24 protein-coding genes are annotated in these 25,784 nt (G+C 36.5%); 23 read left to right on the forward strand and 1 reads right to left on the reverse strand.

The window, feature by feature from the left end; translation table 11 throughout:
- The first annotated feature begins 53 nt into the window (after positions 1–53).
- From MWH28_RS00255 to MWH28_RS00295, 9 genes are all read left to right on the forward strand, one after another.
- Complete coding sequence (locus MWH28_RS00255; RefSeq protein WP_248617254.1) at positions 54–611, forward strand: lytic transglycosylase domain-containing protein; 558 nt, start codon at positions 54–56, stop codon at positions 609–611.
- A gap of 419 nt (positions 612–1,030) precedes the next feature.
- Positions 1,031–1,954, forward strand: coding sequence for an ABC transporter permease (locus tag MWH28_RS00260; RefSeq protein ID WP_248617255.1), 924 nt, complete (start codon positions 1,031–1,033; stop codon positions 1,952–1,954).
- Between the two features lie 49 nt (positions 1,955–2,003).
- Entirely contained in the window at positions 2,004–2,921 is a 918-nt protein-coding gene (locus MWH28_RS00265; RefSeq protein ID WP_248617256.1) for an ABC transporter permease, read from the forward strand.
- Positions 2,922–2,935: 14 nt separating this feature from the next.
- Positions 2,936–3,925, forward strand: a complete 990-nt coding sequence (locus MWH28_RS00270; RefSeq protein WP_248617257.1) for an ABC transporter ATP-binding protein — start codon at positions 2,936–2,938, stop codon at positions 3,923–3,925.
- Between the two features lie 13 nt (positions 3,926–3,938).
- Positions 3,939–4,907: an ABC transporter ATP-binding protein gene (locus MWH28_RS00275; RefSeq protein ID WP_248617258.1), complete on the forward strand. Its 969-nt coding sequence runs from the start codon at positions 3,939–3,941 to the stop codon at positions 4,905–4,907.
- Positions 4,908–4,986: 79 nt separating this feature from the next.
- Positions 4,987–6,627, forward strand: coding sequence for an ABC transporter substrate-binding protein (locus MWH28_RS00280; protein WP_248617259.1), 1,641 nt, complete (start codon positions 4,987–4,989; stop codon positions 6,625–6,627).
- Positions 6,628–7,243: 616 nt separating this feature from the next.
- Complete coding sequence (locus MWH28_RS00285; protein WP_248617260.1) at positions 7,244–8,206, forward strand: TAXI family TRAP transporter solute-binding subunit; 963 nt, start codon at positions 7,244–7,246, stop codon at positions 8,204–8,206.
- Between the two features lie 58 nt (positions 8,207–8,264).
- Positions 8,265–8,777, forward strand: a complete 513-nt coding sequence (locus tag MWH28_RS00290; protein ID WP_248617261.1) for a DUF1850 domain-containing protein — start codon at positions 8,265–8,267, stop codon at positions 8,775–8,777.
- Positions 8,759–10,705: a TRAP transporter permease gene (locus MWH28_RS00295; protein WP_248617262.1), complete on the forward strand. Its 1,947-nt coding sequence runs from the start codon at positions 8,759–8,761 to the stop codon at positions 10,703–10,705. Before MWH28_RS00290 ends, MWH28_RS00295 begins: the two co-directional genes overlap by 19 nt.
- A gap of 263 nt (positions 10,706–10,968) precedes the next feature.
- On the opposite strand, the gene MWH28_RS00300 is transcribed toward MWH28_RS00295, so the two are convergent.
- Positions 10,969–12,165 carry an amidohydrolase family protein gene (locus MWH28_RS00300; RefSeq protein WP_248617263.1) on the reverse strand — a complete coding sequence of 399 codons (1,197 nt, stop codon included), beginning with the start codon at positions 12,163–12,165 and terminating at the stop codon, positions 10,969–10,971.
- A gap of 226 nt (positions 12,166–12,391) precedes the next feature.
- Between MWH28_RS00300 and MWH28_RS00305 the strand changes: the two genes are divergently transcribed.
- From MWH28_RS00305 to MWH28_RS00370, 14 genes are all read left to right on the forward strand, one after another.
- Entirely contained in the window at positions 12,392–12,988 is a 597-nt protein-coding gene (locus MWH28_RS00305; RefSeq protein ID WP_248617264.1) for an anthranilate synthase component II, read from the forward strand.
- Entirely contained in the window at positions 12,972–14,321 is a 1,350-nt protein-coding gene (gene pabB / locus MWH28_RS00310) for an aminodeoxychorismate synthase component I (RefSeq protein WP_248617265.1), read from the forward strand. The genes MWH28_RS00305 and pabB overlap by 17 nt, the downstream gene beginning before the upstream one ends.
- The gene (locus MWH28_RS00315; RefSeq protein WP_248617266.1) at positions 14,311–15,072 is read left to right on the forward strand and encodes an aminotransferase class IV; all 762 of its coding nucleotides are present in this window, start codon (positions 14,311–14,313) and stop codon (positions 15,070–15,072) included. Before pabB ends, MWH28_RS00315 begins: the two co-directional genes overlap by 11 nt.
- A 42-nt stretch (positions 15,073–15,114) precedes the next feature.
- A complete protein-coding gene (folE, locus tag MWH28_RS00320; protein WP_248617267.1) occupies positions 15,115–15,678 on the forward strand; it encodes a GTP cyclohydrolase I FolE in 564 nt (187 codons plus the stop codon).
- 392 nt (positions 15,679–16,070) lie between these two features.
- Positions 16,071–16,862 carry a dihydropteroate synthase gene (gene folP, locus MWH28_RS00325; protein WP_248617268.1) on the forward strand — a complete coding sequence of 264 codons (792 nt, stop codon included), beginning with the start codon at positions 16,071–16,073 and terminating at the stop codon, positions 16,860–16,862.
- A gap of 8 nt (positions 16,863–16,870) precedes the next feature.
- Positions 16,871–17,239: a dihydroneopterin aldolase gene (gene folB / locus MWH28_RS00330; RefSeq protein WP_248617269.1), complete on the forward strand. Its 369-nt coding sequence runs from the start codon at positions 16,871–16,873 to the stop codon at positions 17,237–17,239.
- Position 17,240: 1 nt separating this feature from the next.
- Positions 17,241–17,726 (forward strand): 2-amino-4-hydroxy-6-hydroxymethyldihydropteridine diphosphokinase, encoded by a 486-nt coding sequence (gene folK / locus MWH28_RS00335; protein ID WP_248617270.1) that lies wholly within the window; start codon positions 17,241–17,243, stop codon positions 17,724–17,726.
- 323 nt (positions 17,727–18,049) lie between these two features.
- Positions 18,050–19,642, forward strand: a complete 1,593-nt coding sequence (locus tag MWH28_RS00340; protein ID WP_248617271.1) for a spore germination protein — start codon at positions 18,050–18,052, stop codon at positions 19,640–19,642.
- A gap of 3 nt (positions 19,643–19,645) precedes the next feature.
- Positions 19,646–20,791 carry a Ger(x)C family spore germination protein gene (locus MWH28_RS00345; RefSeq protein ID WP_248617272.1) on the forward strand — a complete coding sequence of 382 codons (1,146 nt, stop codon included), beginning with the start codon at positions 19,646–19,648 and terminating at the stop codon, positions 20,789–20,791.
- 16 nt (positions 20,792–20,807) lie between these two features.
- Positions 20,808–20,957, forward strand: coding sequence for a hypothetical protein (locus MWH28_RS00350; RefSeq protein ID WP_248617273.1), 150 nt, complete (start codon positions 20,808–20,810; stop codon positions 20,955–20,957).
- Between the two features lie 42 nt (positions 20,958–20,999).
- On the forward strand, positions 21,000–22,085 hold the full coding sequence (locus MWH28_RS00355; RefSeq protein WP_248617274.1) for a GerAB/ArcD/ProY family transporter: 1,086 nt from the start codon (positions 21,000–21,002) through the stop codon (positions 22,083–22,085).
- 242 nt (positions 22,086–22,327) lie between these two features.
- Complete coding sequence (locus tag MWH28_RS00360; protein WP_248617275.1) at positions 22,328–23,068, forward strand: MBL fold metallo-hydrolase; 741 nt, start codon at positions 22,328–22,330, stop codon at positions 23,066–23,068.
- A gap of 227 nt (positions 23,069–23,295) precedes the next feature.
- Positions 23,296–24,684 (forward strand): methylaspartate mutase accessory protein GlmL, encoded by a 1,389-nt coding sequence (gene glmL, locus MWH28_RS00365; RefSeq protein ID WP_248617276.1) that lies wholly within the window; start codon positions 23,296–23,298, stop codon positions 24,682–24,684.
- 271 nt (positions 24,685–24,955) lie between these two features.
- Positions 24,956–25,771, forward strand: a complete 816-nt coding sequence (locus MWH28_RS00370; RefSeq protein ID WP_248617277.1) for a histidine racemase CntK family protein — start codon at positions 24,956–24,958, stop codon at positions 25,769–25,771.
- Positions 25,772–25,784 lie beyond the last annotated feature (13 nt).

The raw sequence follows: 25,784 nt of genomic DNA on the forward strand, positions 1-25,784 counted from the left end.
AGCAATAATATTTTAAAGTAATTATTCTAACGGTAAGTATTGGAGTGTTAACTATGAAAATTGAATTTAAAAAGATAACTTGGCTATTAATCTTTCTAGTATTATTTAGCCTATTATTTATAGTACATAAAGATATTTTGGAGTTAGTCTATCCTCTCGATTATCAGGAGTTAATATTTTCTGAAGCAGAAAGGTATGATTTAGATCCTTACTTGATTATTTCGATTATTTATGTAGAAAGTAAATTCAGACCTCAGGCCACTTCTGCTAAAGGTGCTCGTGGTTTGATGCAGATTATGCCTCCGACCGGTGTATGGATTGCTGAAAAACTGGATGATCAAGAATTTTCTGTTGATGATCTGTATGAACCAGAACTGAATATTAAATATGGAAGCTGGTATTTAGCAGAATTGAAACAACAGTTTGATAATCGAACGATGGTAATTGCTGCTTATAATGGGGGCCAAGGGAACGTCAAGAAGTGGTTACACGAAAAGCAGTGGGATGGAGAGTATGAAACTATTAATCAGATTCCATTTGCTGAAACAAGAAATTATGTCAGTAAGGTTGCACGGGCTTATTCAATTTATCGTTATATTTATACTGACTAGTTGAATAATTTTGCAAAAGAATTAATAAAAATTCAATTATTTGACAAATGTTTTAGAACTATATATAATAATATATGTTATAATAAAATGTTCTTTTTTGTAGAAATGAAGAAGATAAATTGATATTTTTTTAGGGGGTGGCAAGCTTTAAGCGAGAAGTTATGAATGCAGTGGTAAGACGACTGACTTTTGTTTCCTTTTTCTCAATATTTCAAATATTAGATAAATAACCCAGGGTTGTGACTGGTTTAAGTCTTCAAGGGAATGACCTATCCAATTTTCATTTGAATAAAATTTCTAATATTATGATTATTTATAATTATTAATTGGACAACTTCTAAGGTATTGAATTTAACTAGAGGATTGATTTTTTACTTGCTGTATAAATATATTAAATTACTTATAGAAAGGTGGTAGAAATGTTAACATATATTATACGTAAAGGTGCCATGGCGATTCCGATATTGATTGGTATTGCAACAATAACTTTTTTATTGAACTTTGTCTTTGTCCCCGGCGATCCAGTTCGGATTGCAATGGGTACTAATGCAGATCCTGATACGATGGAGACGATTAGGGAGGAGATGGGATTAAATGATCCATTAATTATGCAATATGGAAGGTTTATTGGAAATGCCGCTAGAGGTGACTTAGGTATTTCATATACTACTCGGCGACCAGTGATGGATATGATTTTATCTCGTTTACCTGCCACGGCCATGTTAGCAACTAGTGCAATGGCGATAGCGATTATAATGGGAGTAACAGCTGGTATTGTTTCAGCAGTCAAGCCCTATTCCTTCTGGGATTATATCTTTATGAGTGGAGCAATGGTTGGAGTTTCGATGCCTGTTTATTGGCTTGGATTAGTATTAATAGTGATTTTTGCTGTTAATTTTAACCTTTTACCAGTAGGAGGTTATGGAAGTTATAGACACTTGATTTTGCCTGCAATAGCTTTAGGAAGTAGACAAGCAGCTTATATTGCTCGAATGACACGTTCAAGCATGTTGGAAATAATCAATAAAGATTATATTAAGACAGCTCGGGCCAAAGGATTAGCTGAAAAAATAGTTATTATCAAGCATGCTTTGAGAAATGCTATGATACCAGTTATTACAGTAATTGGGACTCAGCTTGGTTATTTATTAGGAGGAACCGTTTTAACTGAGGTTACTTTTTCTTGGCCAGGTATAGGTCGAATGGCTATAGATGCAGTATTTAGACGTGATTTTCCTTTGATACAAGGAACAGTCCTCTTTTTAGCAGCAGTCTTTATTATAGTTAACTTATTAGTTGATTTAAGTTATGGAGTATTAGACCCACGAATTAGATATGATTAATCGATAAATATTCTTTAAATTCCAATGAAAGTAAGAAGGAGGGGTACTAGTGAATGTTGAGCCAGAAGTTAGACAGGAAAGTATAGAAACTGAAGAGGTTGAAAAATACAGCCAGTGGAAGGATGCTTGGAGGAGATTACGGAAGAATAAGATGGCTATGATCGGTTTAGGAATTACTTTAGTGGTTATTTTTGTTGCTATTTTTGCTCCATTGCTTGCTCCACATGATCCGTACTATTCTCCAGTAATGGAGGATGGACAAGCTGAATTATCAATGCAAGGGCCAAGCTTATCATATCCGTTAGGAACAGACAGACTAGGGCGTGATATATTAAGTAGAATTATTTATGGGACTAGAATTTCATTAATTGTGGGAGTTATAACTCAGCTTATTGCACTGGCAATTGGAATTACCTTAGGATCAGTGGCAGGATATTATGGAGGAATAGTTGATGATGTAATCTCTTATTTCATCAATGTGTTCTTAGCTTTTCCATTTTTGTTATTTGCGATTGCTATTATGGCTGTCTTTCAAGATCCAGGTATTGAACAGGTCTTTCTTGCATTAGGATTGGTAACCTGGCCGGGTTTAGCACGGATAGTTAGAGGAGAAGTTATGTCTTTAAAAGAGGAAGAGTATATTGAAGCCGCAAGGTCATTAGGGGCTAAAGATTTTAGAATTATGACTAAACATGTAATTCCTAACTGTTTAGCACCTATTATCGTTACGGTTACGTTGGGAGTGGCTGGTGCTATTTTAGCTGAAGCTGGATTGAGCTTTTTAGGAATAGGAGCTCAGCCACCGATGCCAAGCTGGGGATTAATGTTGAATGCTGGTAGAGATTATTTAAGAAGTGATCCACGCATGATGTGGTTTCCTGGTTTAGCAATTATGATTACTGTTTTAGGCTTAAATTTATTTGGAGATGGATTGCGAGATGTATTAGATCCAAAGATGAGAGATTAGGGGAGGTGAACTAGATGGGAGATACTATTTTGGAAGTGAATGATTTACAGACATACTTTTTTACATCTAAAGGAACGGTTAAAGCAGTAGATGGCGTTAGCTTTAGTATTGAAAAAGGACAGACATTAGGAGTTGTTGGAGAATCTGGTTCAGGAAAGAGTGTAACAGCATCATCAATTATGCAGTTAATTCCAAATCCTCCTGGTGAAATTGTTGGTGGAGAAATAAACTTTAAAGGTCAGAATTTACTGAATAAATCTATAGATCAAATCAGAAAGATTAGAGGTAATGAGATCTCAATGATCTTTCAGGAACCAATGACATCTTTAAATCCTGTCTATACCGTTGGTGATCAAATTTCTGAGGTGCTTAGATTACATCAAGGATTAAATAAGCAACAGGCTTTAGAGAAGGCGGTAGTTATGTTGGAAAAGGTAGGGATTCCTTCGCCTGAGCAAAGAGTTCATGAACATCCCCATCAAATGAGTGGTGGAATGAGACAGAGAGTGATGATTGCTATTGCTTTGGCTTGTAATCCTGAACTGTTGATTGCTGATGAGCCTACGACTGCTTTAGATGTAACTATTCAAGCTCAAATTTTAGAATTGATGCAAGAGTTGAAGGATGAGTTTGAAACTGCAATTATGTTAATTACTCATGACTTAGGAGTAATAGCTGAAGTAGCAGATGAAGTGGCAGTTATGTATGGTGGAAGGGTTGTAGAGAAGACTGATGTTATGACTCTATTTAAGAACCCACAGCATCCATATACCGCTGGATTGATTAATTCAATACCTAAATTAAAGGCAGATACTAATCGTTTAGAACCAATTAAAGGGATTGTACCTGATCCATTCAGTTTTCCTAATGGTTGTAAATTTGCTAATCGTTGTGACTATGCAGTTGATAAATGCCAACGATATGAACCTCAATTAGAAGAGCTTGATTCTGGTCATATTGTTCGTTGTTGGAAGCATGATTCATTGAATTTAAAAGCAGAATAGGAGGTGGAAGTTGATGGCAGAAGCAATTTTAGAAGTTAATAATTTAAAAAAGCATTTCCCAGTAAAAGGGGGGCTTTTCAATAAGCAACAGGAAGTAGTTAAAGCAGTAGATGGCTTGAGTTTTAATGTTAGAAAAGGAGAGACTCTTGGCTTGGTTGGTGAGTCAGGTTGTGGTAAATCTACAACTGGTCGAGTCTTATTGAGATTATTAAATGCTACTGAAGGAGAAGTTTTATTTGAGGGCCAAGATATTCATTCCTTAAATAAAAAAGAACTACGTAGTCTTCGTAGAGAGATGCAGATGATCTTTCAGGATCCTTATGCTTCTTTAAATCCAAGGATGAAAGTAGGAGACATCATTGGTGAGCCTTTAGAGATTCATGGTTTGGCTAAAGGAAGAGAAAAGAAGAGAATAGTGAAGGATCTGCTGGATAAAGTAGGATTAGTTCCTGATTATATATCTAGATATCCTCATGAATTCAGTGGAGGACAACGACAAAGGATTGGGATTGCTCGAGCTTTGGCTGTTGATCCTAAGGTAATTGTCTGTGATGAGCCTGTGTCAGCACTTGATGTTTCCGTTCAAGCACAGGTAATTAATTTAATGAAGGATTTACAAAAAGAGTTGGAGCTGACTTATATCTTTATAGCTCATGATTTGAGTGTTGTGCGTCATATTAGTGATCGAGTGGCTGTGATGTATCTAGGGAGGATAGTTGAGTTAGCAGATAAGAATAAATTATATGAAGATCCTAAGCATCCTTATACGAAAGCATTGTTATCAGCTATTCCTGTAGCTGATCCTGAGGTGAAAAGGGAGAAGATTATTCTAGAAGGGGATGTACCGAGTCCAATCAATCCTCCTAGTGGGTGTACTTTTCATACTCGCTGTCCCTTTGCAGAGGAGATTTGTAAAAGAGAAGTTCCGGAGTTTGCAGAACAAGAAGAAGAGCATTTTGTAGCTTGTCATTTAGTTGATTAGAGGAGATGTTAAGTTAATAGTTTTAAAACTATTAATTTAATAAATATATATATAAAGAATTGAGGAGGAAGAGCTAAAAATGTTTAAAAAATCAGTTGGAATTGGTTTGTTATTGGTTTTATTAGCAGCTTTAGTTGTTGGCTGTGGAGGAGTAGAAGAAGCGACAGAAGAGGCAGCAGAGGTTACAGAAGAGGATAGGTATGGTGGTACTTATTATGCTAGGTTGGGGTCAGATGCACCAACTTTAGATCCAGCACATTCTACGGATAGTACTTCATCAAGGGTGATTGAGAATATTTTTGACAGATTAGTAGAATTTGATGGAGATGCAGAGGTTGTTCCTGGTTTAGCTGAAGATTGGGAAATAAGTGAAGATGGATTGACATGGACTTTTTATTTGCGAGAAGGTGTTAAGTTCCACAATGGTAGTGAAGTAACTGCTGATGATGTAGTCTTTACTTTCACTAGAATTTTGGATCCAGCAGTTCAATCAGACCGAGCTAATTATTACGATCGAGTTGAAGGTGCAAGTGAATTTCGAGATGGAGAAATTGATGAAGTACCTGGTTTAGTTGCTGTGGATGATTATACAGTACAATTTCAGTTAGAAGAATCATATACTCCACTATTATCTATTTTGGCAGTAGATAGTGCTTCAATTGTACCACAAGATGCAGTGGAGAAGTATGGTAATGATGACTTTGCTAATAATCCTGTTGGTTCTGGACCATTTGAATTTGTAGAATGGCAAAGTGACCATCAAATTGTCCTAGAAAGAAATGATGATTATTATGTAGATGGACTTCCTTATTTAGATGAGGTTGTCTTTAGAGTTATTTCTGAGTCTTCTTCAGCATTTGCTGAGTATGAACAGGGCAATATTTATGAACAGATCGATGGTGACCTTCCAGATGGACAGATGGATCGTATTTTAAATTCAGGAGAATTTGATGAAGAATTAGTTGTTGAACCTCGTTTAGGAACATATTATTTTGGGTTCAATGTCCAAGAGGAACCATTTGATAATCTTAAGGTAAGAAAAGCACTTAATTATGCTGTTGATCGAGATACTATAGTTAATGTTATTAGAGCTGGAATTGAAGAGCCTGCTACAGGAATCCTGCCTCCTGGAATGGACGGTTATGATCCAGAATTAGAAGGATATTATGAACAAGATACTGAAAAAGCTCAGGAGTTATTAGCTGAAGCAGGGTATCCGGATGGGTTACCTGGCACTTATGAGCTTGCTTATAATACAGATGATGCAAATCAGAGTGTAGCAGAGGCTTTACAAGCTAACTTACGAACTATTGATGTTGATGTTGAATTAGTAAATGTGGAGTGGGGAACTTATTTAGAAAAGATTGATGAAGGAGATACTGAAATGTTTAGGTTAGGTTGGGTATCAACTTATCCTGATCCAGATAACTTCTTATATAATAACTTCCACTCTAGTAATATTGGAGCGACTAATGGATCTTGGTATGATGATCCAGAAACAGATGAGATGTTAGAAAAAGGTCGTGGCATGGCACCAGGTTCTGAACGTGCAGAATTATATTCAGAAATTAATGAAACATTGATAAAAGATGCACCGTGGATGCCAATTTATTATTATTCTAATACTGTATTGACAAAGCCGTTTGTAAATGACTTCGAGGTAACTGCTCGAGGAGAAGAACCATTAACAGATGTTTGGTTACATCCAAATTATCAATAAGATAGTTTTGATTTTGAAGCGATTGGTGTTTAAACACCAATCGCTTCTTTATTTTCACCAAGCTTACAAAAACTTGACATAAAGATAAGAGTTTAATATAATAATGACTATAATTATATTATTTTATTAGAAAATGAGGATGATTAAGAATTCTGATATCAGTTTGAGACAGTTTATTATATTCACCATAATATAATAAACTGTCTCAAATTAATGCATCTGAATTTTTATAAGTCATTTGGTTAGTAGTGATTAATGGGTTAATAATCTAAATCAAATTAAATTTCCCCAAAAATTAACCCGTTGTAAGAGTGAGTAAGGAATAAGAAAGGATAATATTACCAAGGGGCAAAGGGTATATTTGGTTTAACAGGTGAAATATAAAGGAGGAGACTATATTTTAAATTTTCTTAAAATTGTGGCATGAATTTTGCAAGTTTTAATTAGCAAATTGTAATATATAGTATAAGAAATTAATTCCTAGACTAGAGGGGAGGGATTGAATAGGAACTGGTGCTGAGGACTCAAAAGGAGTGGCTCATATAATTATACTAGGAGTTATTAAACAGTGAATTGACTTTAATTAAATTTGATAAAGTAGAAGGGAGAAGTGAATATGTTTAAAAGTAAAAAAGCAATCTTAGGTGTAATTACATTACTAGTTGTAACGATAGGTTTAGTAGGATGTGGAGGAGAGGAGACAGCACAGACTGAGTACTTTTCAATTGGGACTGGTGGAACAGCAGGTGTTTATTATCCGCTTGGTGGTGCTATAGCTAACCTTATTGACGATGAAGTAGCTAATGTTAGTACTTCAGCTCAATCAACGGGAGCTTCTGTGGAAAATATTAGATTGATTGATAATCAGGAAGTTGAAATAGCAATTATCCAAAATGATTTGGCTAGTTATGCTTACGATGGAGTACAGCAATTTGATGAGCCAGTAGAAAATATGAGAGGAATTGCAACTTTATATCCTGAAGTTATTCAGATTGTAGTTAGAGATGAGGCAGGAATAGAAGAAATCTCTGATTTGAAGGGTAAAAGTGTAGCAGTAGGTGCTCCTGGTAGTGGGGTAGAAGCAAATGCTAAGCAGATTTTAAATACCTTCGGAATTACATATGATGATTTGGATGAGGATTATTTATCATTCTCTGAAGCGGCTGGTAGATTATCTGATAGGCAGATCGATGCTGCATTCTTAACAGCTGGAACACCAACAGCGGCAGTAATGGATGTTGCTGCAACACAAGATATTGATTTGTTGAACTTTAGTCAAGAGCAGATAGATGAATTAAATTCTAAATATCCTTATTTGACTGGGGTTGAAGTTCCGGCTGAGACTTATCGGGGTCAGGATTCTGAAGCAAGTACAGTTGCATTGCAGGCGACATTGATTGTCCAAGAAGATTTGGAAGAAGATTTGGTTTATGACATCACTGAGGCTATATTTGAGAATCGAGACAGTTTAATTAGTGCTCATGATAGAGCAGAAGAAATTACTGTTGATACAGCTCAAGATGGAATGACTGTTCCTCTTCATTCAGGTGCAGAAAGATACTTTAATGAAGTAGAATAAGTTCTAAATAGTGAGAGGAGGAATCCGGGCATTAGTTCAAATGTCCGGATATCATTTTATGGACTTCTTTTCTAAAAAATCGGTTGTGATAATAGTAACTATTATGGTTGTAGTTAGTTTCTTTTTATTAGAAGATGAACTATTGGTAATTAAAGATGGAGCAGAGAATATCAGATGGGAAGTTGCTAGTCAAGATGAGTTGGAATTTGCAATTGGATATCTACATTCAGTAGCTAAAACCCCTGTTTGGGAGTTTTTTAAAATTAAGGATGGACAGTTATATTTAGTGGCAACTGAGTATCAATCTTATGGAGCTGGCTTGCCTTTTTTAGATCAGAATAATCATAGTATTCAAGATGATAAATTTAAAATTGAGGAGATTGACCAAAGGTTAGATTATATTCCATTGTTAATTGGAAATGAAACTGAACATAAATTTTTAATTGAAGGCCAGGAGTATGAATTATATAAAGTAGTAGAACCAACGAAAAGAGTCAAAATTGACCTTATAACTGATAGAAAATTTAGAATTTGGAAGAGGGAGGTAGTAAGATGGATGACAAGAAATTAAGTATAGAATCTAAGAGTGATGAAGATTTATTAGAAGAAGTTGGTGTTATAGGTGAATTAAAGGAATACAAGGGGAGTATGGCAATTTTTGTTACAGTACTTGCAGTTATGATGTCATTATTTCATCTTTATACAGCAGGGTTTGGAGTTTTATTGGCTTTAAAGCAACGAGCAGTTCATTTAGGTTTTGTTTTAGTTTTAATCTTTTTGATTTATCCGCTTCGCGGAAAGTTAGCTGACAATAAGCTGTTGAGGAAGGTTGATTATTTATTAGCTACTTTAGGGGTTATCGTCAGTGGTTATTTAGTCGTTAACTATCAAGAATTAGTTCATAGAGCAGGAGCTTTTACTACCTTAGATCAGGTGATGGCAGTAATTGCAATTGTTTTAGTATTAGAAGCAACAAGGCGGTCAATCGGTTGGGAGTTGCCTGCAATTTCCGTATTGTTCTTATTGTATGCTTACTTTGGCCCTCAGATGCCAGCTATGTTAGGACATAGAGGTTATTCTTTTACTAGAATTGCTAGCCACATGTACTTTACAACTGAAGGGATTTTTGGTATTCCTTTAGGGGTTTCAGCTACATATGTATTCTTATTTTTACTATTGGGTGCTTTTGCTAAAAGGACAGGATTGGGTGATTTATTTATTGATTTGGCAATGGCTTTAACAGGTAGAACGACTGGTGGCCCAGCTAAAGCAGCAATAATCTCTAGTGGGTTTATGGGTTCAATTTCAGGAAGTTCTGTTGCCAATACAGTAACAACTGGTTCTTTTACAATTCCTCTAATGCAGAATGTAGGTTATAAGGGTTATTTTGCAGCAGGAGTAGAGGCAGCTGCTTCTACTGGGGGACAGATAATGCCACCAATTATGGGAGCAGCAGCTTTTATTATGTCTGAGTTTATTGGAGTACCTTATATGGAGATAGCAAGAGCAGCTATTTTACCAGCTTTGTTATATTATTTAGCAGTTGGTTTTATGGTTCACTTTGAAGCTAAGCGGTTAGGGCTAAGTGGAATGAGCAAAGAGAACGTTCCTAATGTTATGGAAGTTTTAAAGACAAAGGGCCAAATGATAATTCCTTTAGTAGCTATTTTCTATTATTTATTCGCTGGATATACTCCTTTAAGAGCTGCTTTTATTGGGATTGTTTTATCCTTTGTATTATGTTATTTACGAGAGGAAACAAGAATGAGTTGGCAGGATATAGTTGATACTTTAGAAGAAGGGGCCAAATCTGCTTTAGGTGTAGCAGCTGCTTGTGCTTGTGTTGGTTTTATAGTAGGGGTTACTACATTGACAGGGTTAGGTCTTAGATTTGCTAACTTAATCATCTCTTTAGCTCAAGGGAATTTATTTTTAGCTTTATTCTATACGATGATTGCTTGTACTATCTTAGGTAAAGGGTTACCTACAACAGCTACTTATATTGTTTTAGCTTCAATGGCAGCCCCAGCTTTAGTAGAGTTAGGTGTTCCAATTTTAGCAGCACACTTATTTGTATTATACTTTGGGGTAGTGGCAGATTTGACGCCACCAGCTGCATTAGCAGCTTACGCTGGAGCAGGAATTGCAGGTTCTAATCCTTTTAAGACTGGAATTACGGCGATTAAATTGGCGATTGCTGGTTTTGTAGTTCCGTTTGTCTTTGCCTATTCACCATCCTTGTTATTAATTGATACTACTACTTTAGAAGTTGTTTTAATTATAGTCACTTCTATTATAAGTGTCTTTGCCTTAGCAGGAGGAATACTGGGCTATTTAAAGCGAGAAGTTAGTATGGTAGAACGACTCTTGTTATTAGTCGGTGGGTTGGCTCTATTAACGCCTTACTTATTAGCAGATCTTGTTGGTTTAATAATTTTAGGTGTAGTTTGGTTTATGCAGAGTCAACCATTAGGGCAGGCAGTTGAGAGTGAAGTGTAAGGTAATATTGTGCCACTTTCGTGCCACAATATAGTTGACAGTTGACAGTGAACAGTTTACAGTTAAGATCAAAACCTTAAAAACTTAAGACCTCTGAAATGTCTTATGTTTTCAGCTTTAGAGTGGTTTTGACTTTGAGATTTTAATGGTTTTAACTGTCAACCGTCCCTGCAGGTCTTTGTCAAGACCTTTCGTGAAACCCATAGAAACCATATCTACTGTAAACTGTACACTGATATTTAGTAGCAAAGTGCCACTAAATATTAATAAATCAACAACTCAGGATTTTTCAATAAAGAAAGATCTTGAGTTGGATCTCCTTTAACCCCAATTAATTGGGGTTTTTTACTTTTTTGTATACTTCCTAGCTCTGATTGACCAATTATTTGAGCATTGGAATAAGTAGCAACTTTGATAATCTCTAATGGCGATAAGGAAGTTTGGTTGAATAAATTCAACTCTTGCCACAAGGAGTGACCATGCTTAACTTGGTAAGCTCCTGCATCGGTTCCAATCCCTAACTTAACTCCTAAATCAGCTCCTTTATCGATCATTTCAAGCTGGGTGTGGTAGGATTTCTTGATTACTTCCTGTTGGTTTGGAGAGTACTCATCTGCTACCAATAACTGATTGGCGACTGGTACTACAGTTGGAATCCAGGGGATTTGAGTTTCAGCTAGTAGTTTTAGAGATTCTTTAGATATAAAATAACCATGTTCGATACTATCTACTTCAGCTTTGATAGCACGGCGGACTGCTTGATCGGAGCTAGCATGAGCCATTACTTTTAAACCATATTGCCGGGCCAACGCAACAATCCGCTTTAACTCCTGCTCGCTGAATTGAATCTCTCCTACTTCTCCATAATTGCTGAAGCTGATGATCCCTGAGACTAGGACTTTTAGCTGGTCGCTACCTGAATTATAAATTTCTTTGATTCTTCGTTTTAGATCTGATTTAGTTTTGACAGCGGTACCTAGAAATGAGCCATAGTGATCTTCTTTATAGATTGCTTGACCAGTAGCGATAATCTTCGGAATGAGAGTTGAGCTAGAAGCCACTTTTTGTTGATAATTGAGGGCGATGTTGGCCCGGTCGCCACCATCTCGGACTGCTACTATTCCTTGCTGTAAGGTAGCTGTTAGCTGCTTAGTGATTCTTTTGTTAGTTTTAACTGGTGATTTCCACTCTTCGATTGTCTTTTTGAAGTTGGCCCCATCTAATGCTAGGTGGACATGAGCATCAATTAGGCCTGGTAGGATAGTGAAATTATTTAGAGTAAGTTGTTCGTAAGGTTCAAAGTTTTGGTTGAAATATTTTTCTTGCGCTATGATTTTTTTGATCTTGCCTTCTTCAATAAGTATAGCTTGCTTTTGTTGTGGTTGATTAGTGATTCCATCAATTAACTTTCCGACCAGAATAGCTACTTTTTCATTAGGATTAATTTGTTTAATCTTCATCAGTAATGCTCCTTTATTAATTAATTTTATCTAAAATTAAATGGTACAAGGAAAAATCGAGTTAACTGTCGAACTGTTATTGAGGTAGTTGGCCTAGTCCCTATTATAATAAATTTTTTAGTAGTTTAAAATGATAGTATCTAAATTTTCTAAAAAATTTGTCAAGCTGAGACTATTTTGATATAATTAGGGATGTTGAAAATAAGGCGGGATAGGAGGAATCCCATTGATTTTAATGATAGATAATTATGATTCATTTACTTATAATTTAGTCCAATTTTTAGAAGAACTAGGAGAGGAACTAGTAGTTAAGAGAAATGATAAGATTACGATTGAGGAGATAGAAGAGCTAAATCCAGAGTTGATAGTTATTTCGCCTGGTCCTTGTACTCCTTTAGAAGCAGGGATTTCAAGAAAGGTAGTGACCCATTTTAAAGGGAAGAAGCCTATTTTAGGAATCTGTTTAGGGCATCAAGTTATCGCTTATGTCTTTGGAGGTAAGGTAGTTAAGGCACTGAAGCCTGTTCATGGCAAAGTACATGCTATTGAACATCAAAACAAAGGTGTCTTCAAAGAACTTAATAATCCTTTAAAGGTGACAAGGTATCACTCTCTAGTTGTCGAAAGGGATAGCTTACCACAAGAGTTAGAGATTACAGCCGAAACTGAGCAGGGAGAGATTATGGGGCTTAGACATCGAGATTATTTGATAGAAGGAGTTCAATTCCATCCTGAAGCAATCTTGACAGAGCAAGGACATAATTTATTAGAGAATTTTATTATTGAAGCAAAAGGAGCAAGTAATAATGATCACAGAAATTAAGACAGACCTAGATGTATTTGAAATATATACATTATTTAAGGATGATGATCATAGTTTTATTCTTGATAGTTCATTACATGAAAATAGATTAGGAAGATATTCGTTTATAAGTGCCAATCCATTTAAGATTTTAAAGTATAAGGATAGTGATTTAAATCCACTAGACGAGTTGCGTAAGGAATTAGCTAACTATGAAGTAGAAAATGAGACTCATCTTCCATTTGTTGGGGGGGCAGTAGGTTATTTATCCTATGATCTATGCCATTATATAGAGGGTTTGCCACGGACAGCGGTAGATGATGTCAAGATACCTGATCTTTATTTTGGTTTATATGATTGGGTAATAGTTGTTGATCACTTTGAAGATGAGACTTATCTAGCTACCCCAGATCTCGATCCAGTCAAAGAAGAGAAATTAATGACAGAGGTGCTGAGGCGAATTGAATTAGGGGAGCAAGAAGGAATACCAGCTATCTGCTACCAACAGCCGGATTACCCTGCGGTTAAAATAGAGTCTAACTTTGCAAGAGATGATTACTTAGCAGCAATCGAAAAGGTGAGAGACTATATTATGGCTGGTGATATTTATCAAGCCAATTTGACGCAGAGATTTAAAGGTCAGGTAGAGATGTCAAGTTATGAATTATATCGTGATTTAAGAAGGATTAGTCCAGCTCCATTTGGATCTTTTTTAAATTTTGCTGAGGTAGATATTCTTTCTAATTCACCTGAGCGATTTATTAAGGTTGAGGATCGGGTGGTTGAAACGAGGCCGATTAAAGGGACTAGGCCACGTGGTGAAACCCCTGAGGAAGATTTGAGACTTAAAGAGGAGCTATATAATAGTGAAAAAGATCGAGCTGAGTTATTAATGATCGTTGATTTAGAGAGAAATGATCTAGGGAGGGTTTCTAAGACAGGAACGGTCAAAGTTCCTGAACTATTTGAGTTAGAAGAGTATGCTAATGTACATCATCTAGTAGCTACAGTAGAAGGAGAGTTAAAAGAGGATAATGATTTAATTGATCTGATTGAAGCAACCTTTCCAGGGGGTTCGATTACGGGAGCACCTAAGATTAGATCAATGGAGATTATAGATGAGTTAGAACCGACCCAAAGAAATGTTTATACAGGTTCGATCGGTTATTTTGGATTTGATGGTAGTCTTGATTTAAATATAGCAATCAGAACTATTGTTAAAAAGAATGAAGATATTTATTTTCAAGTTGGTGGTGGAATAACTTGGGATTCTAATCCAGAAGAGGAGTATGATGAAACACTTGATAAAGCCAAGTCGATAATAAATGCTGTGAGGGGTTATTATGAAGAATAAGCTCTCTTTTAGTAGTGAGTTGGCAAAGTTTGGTGTGGGATTATTTGAAACGATGAAGGTGATTGGCGGTAGGGTTATATTTTTAGAGGAGCATTTAGATAGGTTGTATGATGGTCTTGCTGATTTGGAAATTCCAATTGAAGTTAGTAAGGAAGAGTTAGAGCAGGAGATTTTGGATTATGTCGAGGGAATGGAAGATCAAGCATTGCGGGTTACAGTCTGTGATGAAGGATATAATTTTTCTACTCGTGAGATACCTTATCAGCCAGAAGATTATCAGCGTGGTTACAAGGTGATGTTGGCCCCGCTTAAGAGAGGGCAGAGTACTTTATATCAGTACAAAACGACCAATTATTTTGCTAGTCTTTACTCCAAAAGAGCAGCATTGAAAAAGGGATATGACGAAGCATTATTCGTTAATTTAGATGACTTAGTATTAGAAGGCTCGATGACCAATCTCTTCTTTATTGCAGGAGATAAAGTAGTAACTCCTAAGAGTGATTTGGGTTTGTTACCAGGAATAATTAGGGGGAAGGTAATTGAGATAGTTAAGGAGCTAGGGGTTGAGCTTGAGTTGACTGAGATTAAGTTAGCTGAATTAGATAGATTTGAAGCTGTATTTGCTACTAATAGTCTGGTGGATTTGATCAAGGTCAAAGAGATTGAAGATATATCATATGAGGATAATAATCGATTATTTGCTCAGATTAAACAATGCTTTAAGGAACAGGTATATGGTTTTTTAAAATGATCTAAACAATCTAACTTAAAATTTAGAAGGGATGAGTGAAGAGTGGATACGAAGAAGATAGAGAATGCTGTGAGAGATATTTTAGAAGCGATAGGTGAAGATCCTGAACGGGAGGGGTTAAGAAATACTCCAAAAAGGGTAGCTAAGATGTATGGAGAGATCTTTTCTGGAGTCAATAAAGATCCTAAAGAGATGCTTGAGCTTCATTTTGAAGATGAACGTTATGAAGAGTTGGTATTATTAAAGGATATAAACTTTTATTCAATCTGTGAACATCATTTGATACCCTTTTTTGGGAAGGCACATGTAGCTTATATCCCTAAAGATGGCAGGGTAACTGGGCTGTCAAGATTGGTTAGTGTTATAGAAACAATAGCTCAAAGGCCGCAACTGCAAGAACGGATGACTAAGACGGTAGCAGATAATATAATGGAAGTTTTAGAGCCGTATGGTGTAGTGTTAGTGATTGAGGCGGAACATATGTGTATGACGATGAGAGGGGTTAAAAAGCCTGGAACTAAGACGATAACTTCAGCAGTTAGGGGTAAATTTACTGAAGATACTGCTGCTAGAAATGAAGTAATGTCTTTGATTAATAATAAATAATTGTCGTAAAAATTAGAAATAAATATAGGTCTCTAACTTTAGAGTGAAGTTTTATTACAATATTGTGTCACTTTCGATATGCTATTAACATGAGGAAAGTTTCTCGTTCGGAAAGATTTTTTCTGAGTTTCTAAGACTCACCTCCAATCAAACAAGAGCAAGTTAATTTTAAAATAGGAAAATTAACTAATTCATGCTCTGATTTGATTTCCGGTTCATCAAGAAACTAAACGAAAAAATCTAGATGTCACTGCGAAACATTCCTCATGATAGTTTGGATTTGTTTTAATGATTTTAACTGTCAACTGTACACTGTAAACTGTCAACTGATATAAAGTGGCAAAGTGCCACTTTATATCAATTAATAAATAGTGGAAGGATGGAGGGATAGTATGTTTGACTTTGGTTCTAAAACATATATCATGGGAATCTTAAATTTAACTCCTGATAGTTTTTCAGATGGAGGAGAGTACTTCCAGAAGGATGAAGCGGTAAAGCGGGCCAAAAAGATGGTAGCTCAAGGTGCAGATATTATAGATGTAGGAGCAGAATCAACTCGTCCTGGATCGGAGAAGGTAAGTGCTGAGGAAGAGTTAAGAAGGCTGACTCCTGTATTAAATAAACTTGTAGCTGAAATTGATGTTCCTATTTCTGTTGATACATATAAAGCAGAAGTAGCTAAAGAGGTTTTAGAGCTAGGAGTAGATATTATTAATGATGTGCGAGGGTTACAATGGGATGAAGATATGGCTCAGGTAATTGCAGAGTATGATGTACCAGTTGTAACAATGTATAATGGCCGTTTTTGTAATCATGAAGGAGATATTATTGAGTCGATTAAGAAGTCTCTGTGCAAGAGTATTAGCCTTGCTAAAGATGCAGGGGTTAAAGAGCAAAATATTATCTTAGATCCTGGAATTGGTTTTGGGATTAGTGCAGAAGAAAGTATGGAAATTATGCGAAGATTATCAGAATTAAAAAAGTTAGGACATCCTTTATTGCTAGGTACTTCTAGAAAGTCAATGTTAGGTGAAATACTAGATTTACCTCCGAAAGAACGGGTTGAAGGAACTCTAGCTACAACTGTAATGGGCATTATGCAGGGTGTAGATATCGTTAGGGTTCATGATATTAAGGAGAATTTAAGAGGTGCCCAAGTAACTGATGCTATCTTTAGAAAGTAGGGATAATAATGGATAAAGTAATCTTGAATAATTTAGCCTTTTATGGTTATCATGGAGCATTGAATGCAGAGAATGAAATTGGTCAGAAATTCTTTATAGATTTGGAGTTGTATTCGGATTTAAGAAAAGCTGGTAAGAGTGATCAATTAGATGATGCAATCAACTATGCTGAAGTTTATGAATTAATCAAAGAGATATTTTATGCTCAAGATTATAGCCTGATTGAAGCTTTAGCGGAAGATATAGCCAGTAGTATTTTAGATGATTTTTTAAAGATTGAAGAAGTGATGGTTAGAGTTAAGAAACCGGAAGCACCAGTTGATGCTATATTTGATCACTTTGGAGTAGAGATTACCAGAAGTCGAGGGAGTAATTAGAATGGAGTCAGTTTATCTAGGGCTAGGAACAAATTTAGGAGATAAAGAGCAGAATTTGAGACAGGCGATAGAGTTGATTGATAAATTTCCTCAAACGGAATTGATCAAGGTCTCTAAGGTTTATGAAACTGAGCCGTGGGGTTATACTGAGCAGGATAACTTTTTAAATCTTTGCCTAGAAGTTAAGACTGATTTGGCCCCTTATCAATTATTAGCAGAGTGTCAAGGGGTAGAAAAGGATTTAAAGAGGGAGCGGAAGATTAGGTGGGGGCCAAGGAGTATTGATGTCGATATCTTATTATATGGTGATCTGGTTTTGACTGATCAAAAGTTGACTATCCCTCATCCTAGAATTCAAGAGCGGGCTTTTGTCTTGAAGCCATTAGCAGATCTGGATCAAGAGTTAGTTATTAAGGGTAAAAGTGTAGTGGAGTGGATCGAATTACTTGATGAGCAAGGAATAAAGGAATATGGTGAGTTAGGTTAAGGTTAAGGTTGAGTTTAAGTTTAAGTAAAAGCATTAAAACAAAAATAATAAACCAGAGAAAAGATCAACATTTAAAATGTTGATCTTTTTTTAGTGTTTGGGAAATTATGTTTTTTATAGATTGTAGATAACTTTTATTTTTAATGGTTTACTTAACCTTAGACTTAGCCTTAGACTATGACCGTAGGTCATTTTATTTTTGGATGGAAAGAATAATATTTGATTTAGTGGGCAAAAATACTAAGGAATTGACTGGTTAACGCTTTTGAATTACTTAAACTTAGACTAAGAAGTCATAAGTCATTTTATTTGGAGGTTAAATAGTGTTTCAAAAACTGCTCGATAAGGTTAAATGCTGGTTATTGTTAAGAGATAATCAAGAAGCTCAAGATCAGCTCCCTACTGAAATAGTGGAAGGGAAGAAGATAGCAAAGAAACTAAAGCAGAACCAAATCTTAATTGAAGATGTCTTTGCTGACAATTATGATATCTGTATCAGAGAATTTTCAGTTAGTAAACATAATATTAAAGATGCCTTTTTAGTCTTTATTGATGGAATGACTGAAGAGAAGGTTATTAGTGAAAATATTTTAAAGCCATTGATGAATAGTGCCGAAAAGGCAATCGATTTAAACAAAATAACTAAATCAATCATCTCCACTCCTAATATAAGTGAAGCATTTACAATAGAAGAAGTGGTTGAAGGGGTGACAGGTGGTAAGGCTGCTCTATTTTTAGATGGAGAGCAGAAGGTGATTTTGGTTGATAGTGTTGCATTTGAGAGTAGAGCAGTGGAGAAACCAGAAGTAGAGACGACAATCAGAGGGCCAAAAGAGAGTTTTGTTGAAGATCTGGCTGTAAATACTTCATTACTAAGACGAAAGCTGAATAATACAAATCTAAAGTTGGAGCAGATTATCTTAGGTCAGCAGACTAAGACAGATGTCTGTTTAGCCTATGTGAAAGGGGTTGCTAATGAGAAGATTGTCGATGAAGTAAGAAGTAGGGTTAGTGAGATAGAACTTGATGCTATTTTAGAGTCAGGCTATATAGAAGAGTTTATTGTAGATCATCCCTTGTCAGTCTTCTCTACGGTGGCCAATAGTGAAAAGCCTGATATAGTAGCAGGTAAGCTATTAGAAGGTCGAATTGCAGTATTTGTCAATGGAACGCCAACTGTATTGACGGTTCCTCATATCTTTGTTGAGAGTTTGATGACAGCAGAAGATTATTATTCAGCTCCTTATTTAGTTTCGTTAATTAGAATTATTAGATATGCTGCTTTTGTACTTGCACTCTTATTGCCAGCAACATATATTGCAGTCGTTAGCTTTCATCCTGAGTTGTTACCGACAGAATTGGCTATTTCTGTAGCAATTGCCTCGGAAGGGGTTCCTTTTCCTAAGGCAGTAGAGGTAATAGTTATGGGTTTTTTATTTGAGATTTTACGAGAAGCAGGAGTTCGGATGCCGCGGGCTGTAGGGCAGGCGATCAGTATTGTAGGAGCACTGATCTTAGGTGATGCAGCGATCAATGCTGGTTTAGTAGGAGCTCCTGTTGTGATTGTAACTGCTTTGACTGCTATTTCTAGTTTTATCGTTCCTCCATTGACCGATGCGATTACTATATTGAGGCTGGTAGCGATTTCATTTGCATCTGTGATGGGTTTGCCAGGAATTTTAACATTTATTATTGGGTTAGTAATCCATTTGTCTTCCTTACGTTCTTTTGGGGTGCCTTATTTATATCCATTAGCTCCTTTAGATATTAAGAGTTGGAAGGATGTATTCATTAGAGTTCCGTGGTGGTTAATGGTTAGCAGACCTGAGTTGTTGAGCAAAGATAATCGGCAAAGAGCTAAACTAGGGCAAAGGCCTAGTCCTTATCGGGATGAGCTGGAAAGGGATGATTCTTAAAAGATGAGGAAAAAAGTTTTAATTTTAATCTTGCTCAGCTTGATAATCTTTCTAGTTGGTTGTTGGAACTATACTGAGATGAAGGATCGTACCTTTGTAGTAGGGACTGCTATAGATTTGGCAGATAATGATCTGATAGAAGTAACGACCCAACTGTTGAAACCACATGAGATCGGGGTTCCTGCAGCAGGAGAACCTGCCCCTGATGTAAATCCAATCTGGGTTGTCAGTAGTCAAGGGGAGACAATCTTTGATGCGATTCGAAATTTTGTCAGGCAAGCAGGGCGACGGCTATTCTGGCAGTATAATAATTTGATTGTGGTGGGTGAGGAAGCAGCTAGAGCGGGGATGTTGCCTCTGCTTGAACTCTTTATTAGGGATCATGAGTTGAGATTAGGGCAGAGAGTTGTAATTACTAGAGGAGATGCCAAAGATATTATTGGAGCGACACATGATTTAGAACGGATTCCTTCGATGGCAATTGTTGATATGTTAAGAGAACAGGAGGCAATGGGGGGAATTATTGATGTTGATCTATTTGATTTTTTGGAACAATATAATAGTAGGGCTGGTGCTCCAGTAGTAGGGGTTGTAGAATTGATGAATGGTGAGCAACTACATATAGAAGGAGGAGCAGTCTTTAAAAAGGATCGATTACAAGGTTTTTTGGATAAAAGAGAGACGCGAGGGTATAATTGGGTTGTAGATGGAATCGGGAGTACAATTATGGTGTTGGAATGGGAAGATGAACGGAAGTTGAGTATCGAAATTCAGCGCTCTGAATCAAGTGTAGAGCCAGTTTTTAGAGATGGAAGGTTAGTCATGGAGGTTGAGATCGAGACAGAAGGGGGCTTGGCTGAACAGCATACTCCAGCCGATTTGACTAGATTAGATAGATGGTTTTTAGTTGAAGAAAAGTTGGTAAGAAATATAGAAAATGAAATAGAGGATACTATAGAGTTGGCCCAACGTGAATTTGAAGCTGATATATTCGGTTTTGCTGATGAGGTCTATCGTAAATATCCTGAGGAGTGGAGAAGGATGGAAGGTGATTGGGAAGATGAATTTGCTACTTTAGAAGTAGAGGTAGATGTAGAGGCTAAGATACGTCGAACATTTGTAACGCGAACATTTCCTAGTTTAGATTAAAGGGTGGTAAAATTAAATGCAGATAATTGGTCTGTTGTTGGTTGGTTTAGTGATCAGTTTAATTGAAGTACCTAAAATGATTGCTCTGAAGTTGTGGAAAGAGCTGATTACCTTCTTTATTCTCTTAGGAGGTGGGGTCAGTTTAGCTCTGTATTTGATTTTATAGATTTTAAATGTTGATTGTGTGAACTAAGGAAGGGGTGAAATTTTGAATAGGGAGATAATATCAAGAGGGCAAGCAGTCTTTTTGCTCTTTGTAGGGTTGTTCAATACTAAATTTTTGATAATTAATACTTACTTAGCAGAAGTAGCTGGTAGGGATGGCTGGCTGGCAGTACCTGGTGGTTACTTGGCTGGGTTTTGTTTGAGCTTATTTATAATTAAGCTGGCTAACCTCTTTCCTGAGCAGACATTTATTGAATACTTACCACAAGTTTTAGGAACAATTTTAGGTAAGTTTTTGGGATTTGTTTATATTATCTCTTTTATTCTTTATGTTTCACTTATTACGCGGTTAAATACTGAGGTATTGATTATTTTGATGCCGGAAACTCCTCCTCTGGCCTTTAATTTATTAATGGTTGGTTTGACTATCTATGTGGTAAAGAAAGGGTTTGAGGTTTATGTTAGGACATGTCAGTTCTTTGTTCCTTTTGTTTTGACTGGATTAATAATTATCTTCTTAGTAGGGATTGAACGGGGGAGTTTGGAGCGGTTTAGACCATTTTTAGAATTTGGAATGGAACCTGTCTTCATAGGTAGTCTGCGGGTGATTGCTCTGTTAAGTATGGGAGTAGTATTTATGGCTTTTTGGCTGGCTTATTTGAGGAAATTAGATCTGATGGAACAGATAAGTGGAGGCGGCTTTTTTATTGTTATGGTTCAGATGTTGATGATTGTTGTTTTGATTATCAGTGTCTTAGGAGTGGAGAGCACTCTATTTCATACATTTCCTATCTTTTCTGTAACTAGATTACTAGAGATTGCTGATTTTTTAAAAGGATTTGAAGGGATCTTGACAATTGTTTGGTTTCCAATCGCCTATATGACGATAGCAGGTTATTTCTTTCCCGTAGCAGTAGGAATTGGTCAATGGCTGAATTTAGAGGATTATAAACCGTTGGTCTTACCGTTGGCTTTGATTGTACTAGGAGTAGCGATGGTACCAGAGAATTTTGAAATGTTGAAGAATTCGCTTGAGGATCTGTCAATGTATCTGGTTCTTCCATTAGCTGGGCTCTTTCCGGTCTATTATTTGATTGCAAGGGTGAGAGGCGTCGGGGAAAGCGATTAATAGTTGACAGTTAACAGTGAACAGTTTACAGTTAAGATCAAAATCTTAAAAGCTTAAGACTTCTGAAAAGCCTTATATTTACAGATTTAGACTGGTTTTGAATTTAGGTTTTTAACTGTCAACTGTAAACTGTAAACTGTACACTGATATTTAGTGGCACTTTGCCACTAAATATCAATATTGATTGCGAGTCAGGCAGAGTATGTTATAATAGAAACTAAAGAGAAAATGGGGTGTTAATCATGAAATTGACTGTCTTAGGTAATCGTTCTCCGTATCCGACTAAGGATGCTGCTTGTTCAGGTTATTTACTACAATCTGGAGAGCAGAAGATCTTAATTGATGTTGGCCCGGGGACATTGAGTAATTTACAGCAGATAATCCCTTTCTATCAATTGGATGCGATCATTATCTCTCATTTACATCAAGACCATTGTTTAGATCTATTGCCGATGCATTATGGGATGGCGAAGAGTATCGAACAAGGAAAGAGAGAGGAAGCATTAGCAGTCTATCTGCCTTTTGATGGTGGGGATGAGTTGCAATTTATTCAGGCTAAGGTTGGAGATGAGTTTCATTTACAGCAGATTACTCAAGAGACGGAGCTTAAGCTAGAGAATTTAAAGGTCAGTTTTCAAAGAAGTAATCATCCTAAGGAGTGTTATGCAATCAAGGTTGATGATGGAGCTAAGCAGTTTGTCTATACTGCGGATACTGGTTGGGATGAGTCATTAGTCGAGTTCGCTATGAATGTAGATTTATTGTTAGCAGAGGCGAGCTTGTTAGAAAAAGATAGTCAGTATACAAAGGCAGGCCACTTGACTGTCAAGCAGGCTACTCAATTGGGGATTGAAGCTCAAGTTGGGAAGGTATTATTGACCCATTTTTGGCCCGAGTATGAGCAAAGTCAAGTTGCTGCTGAAATACCAGAAGCTGAAATAGAGGTAGAGTTGGCCCGAGTATTAGAGGAATATTCTTTTTAAGTGGGTTAATTACATATCTTATAATAGCTAATCTTTATAAACAACCCATTGTTGGGTTGTTTTAAAAATTTTAGTTGGTAAACAATGACGAGAATTGATGAAATCAATGGTGAATTGGTGCTTGGTATTATTTTTGCATTTGATAATGAGTGAATAATTTTAGATTTTGATTTTAACTGACAATTGTCAACTATCAATTATCAATTTTTACTAAGAGGGGTGGAAGTATGGAATTAGCTTTATTAGTTGATATTGGGAGTACATATACTAAAGCTACCGTCTTTAATTTGACAGAGCTTAGTTTAAAAGCGACGGTAAAAGCATTTACTACGATTAAAGAAGGGATAGATCAGGGTTTAAAAGAGGTTTTTGATAAGTTAACTGAACAGGGAGTTGAACTTGAAGAGATCGACCATAAGTTAGCTTGTAGCAGTGCAGCAGGTGGTTTGAAGATGGTAGCAGTAGGATTGGTACCTGAACTGACTGCGGAAGCTGCTAAACGGGCTGCTTTGGGAGCAGGGGCCAAAGTTGCTGATGTTTATTCATATGAGCTAACAGCAGATGAGATAGAGGAGATTATTGGAGCTGAACCAGATGTGATATTGTTGGCTGGAGGAACTGATGGAGGGAATCAAGATATAATTTTAGAGAATGCTAAACGGTTAGCCGAATCTGAATTGGCTGCTCCAGTGATAGTAGCAGGCAATAAAGTAGTGGCTAAGGAGGTTGAAGAGACCTTAGTGGCTGGAAGAAAAGAGGTTTATCTGACCGATAATGTAATGCCTAAGTTAGAAGAGTTGAATATTGAGCCGGCTCGTCAAAAGATTCGGGAGGTATTTTTAGAACAGATTATTTATGCTAAAGGGTTAGATCAGGTTGAAGGCTATTTAGAAGGGGTAATCATGCCGACACCTTCTGCAGTGATGAAAGCAGCAGAGTTGATTGCTGAAGGTACTGCCCATGAAGAAGGATTAGGAGAGTTGATGATTGTCGATATTGGAGGGGCTACCACTGATATTCATTCAGCGGCTAAGGGCCAACCAACTAAAGGAGGAGTCAACTTAAGAGGATTAGAAGAGCCTTATGTTAAGCGGACTGTTGAAGGGGATTTAGGGATGCGTTATAGTGCTTCATCTTTAATGGAGAGTGTTGGAGAGGAAGAGGTATTAAGTTTTGTTGAAGAGGAGTTAAAAGATCAGTTATTGGCTTATATAGATAAGATTGGAGTAGAGGTTGATTATGTACCTACTGAACAAGAAGAAAAAGAATTTGATTTAGCACTTGCCAAGGCTGCTACTAATGCTGCAATTAATAGACACGTGGGACGGATTGAGACGGTCTATAGTCCTTTTGGTCAGCAATATGTTCAGTATGGTAAGGATTTAACCAAGTTAGATTTGATAATTGGGACTGGTGGGGTAGTGGTTCATAGTGAGAAGCCGGCTGAAATTTTGGAAGAGGGATTATTTAATGAGGAAGAACCACAGATTTTGGCCCCGTTGGAACCTAAGTTGATGTTAGACCAAGATTATATCTTATCAGCGATTGGATTGCTAGCTGAGATTAAACCAAAAGAAGCTTTACAGTTATCTAAAAATTATTTAACAGAGGTTTAAGATCTATTAAACTGAGTCAAAAGGGGAGATTTTATATTTGTGTGACTGTGAGATGTGAATGATTTCTAGCGGTAAAGATAACAGTTATAAGTAGCTTTAGATAAATATTTAACCTTAAAGAGGAGCTTTATTACAATTTAGTTTAAGTTTGAGTCTAAGTCTAAGTAAGAGCTAAGCCCTTATGTTTCTAATGGTTGACTTAAACTCAGCCTTAAACTTAAGCTTTATATCAAGAATACTAATCTTTAGTGAGGGGGAGATTAAAATCAAATTGAACTTTATAAAACTCAGTCCTGCAGAGAATACTACTATCTTAATCAATAATTATCTTCAAAATAAATTATATCCTGAAGTGGCTAGTAAAGTGATGGATTATACTTATCTTAATGCAGAACAGGTTGGCTTTATTGAAAAGCCTCAAGATAGAGAATCACTCTTTAGGTTAGAGATGTCTGGAGGGGAGTTTTGTGGTAATGGAGTTTTGGCAGCAGCAGCTTTAGCCAAACATTTAGAGTTAACTTCTAATAATAATTTCAAGTTGGAATCTTCTGGAGTCAATCATCCTTTAGACTGTTATGCTGAGCAGTCTGAGCAGCATAGTTATCAGGTTAGATCAGCAATGCCTGTGGATTATAATTACCGAAACTGGAATTATAAGTTTCAAGGGCTAAAGTTAGCAGGAAGGATGGTTCAGTTTGAAGGGATCACTCATTTATTGATTGAAGATAGAGAGTTTTTAACTGATCAACTGATAGAGCAGTTACTTAAAGAGTTAGCTTCAGAGATTGATGCAGAAGCTGTAGGCTTAATTATATATAACAAGCAAGAAGGTTACTCGATTAAACCTTGTGTCTATGTCCAGCAGACTGGAAGTTTGGTCTTTGAACGAGGATGTGGCTCAGGGACTTTGGCTATGGGGATTCATTTAGCTAGGAAGAGAAAAGAGTCAATCGAAATTGATGTCAAGCAGCCAGGAGGGGTTATTAAAGTGAAGATAGTTGCTTCTGCTGGCAAGGGATTTATAGTTAAGGAGGCTTTTTTGGAAACAGAAGTCGATGTTACATGTCAAGGTACTATTTTAATTTAATAGAGTAAAAATT

Origin of the sequence: Natroniella sulfidigena (genome assembly GCF_023223645.1) — a bacterium.
Lineage (GTDB): Bacteria > Bacillota > Halanaerobiia > Halobacteroidales > Halobacteroidaceae > Natroniella > Natroniella sulfidigena.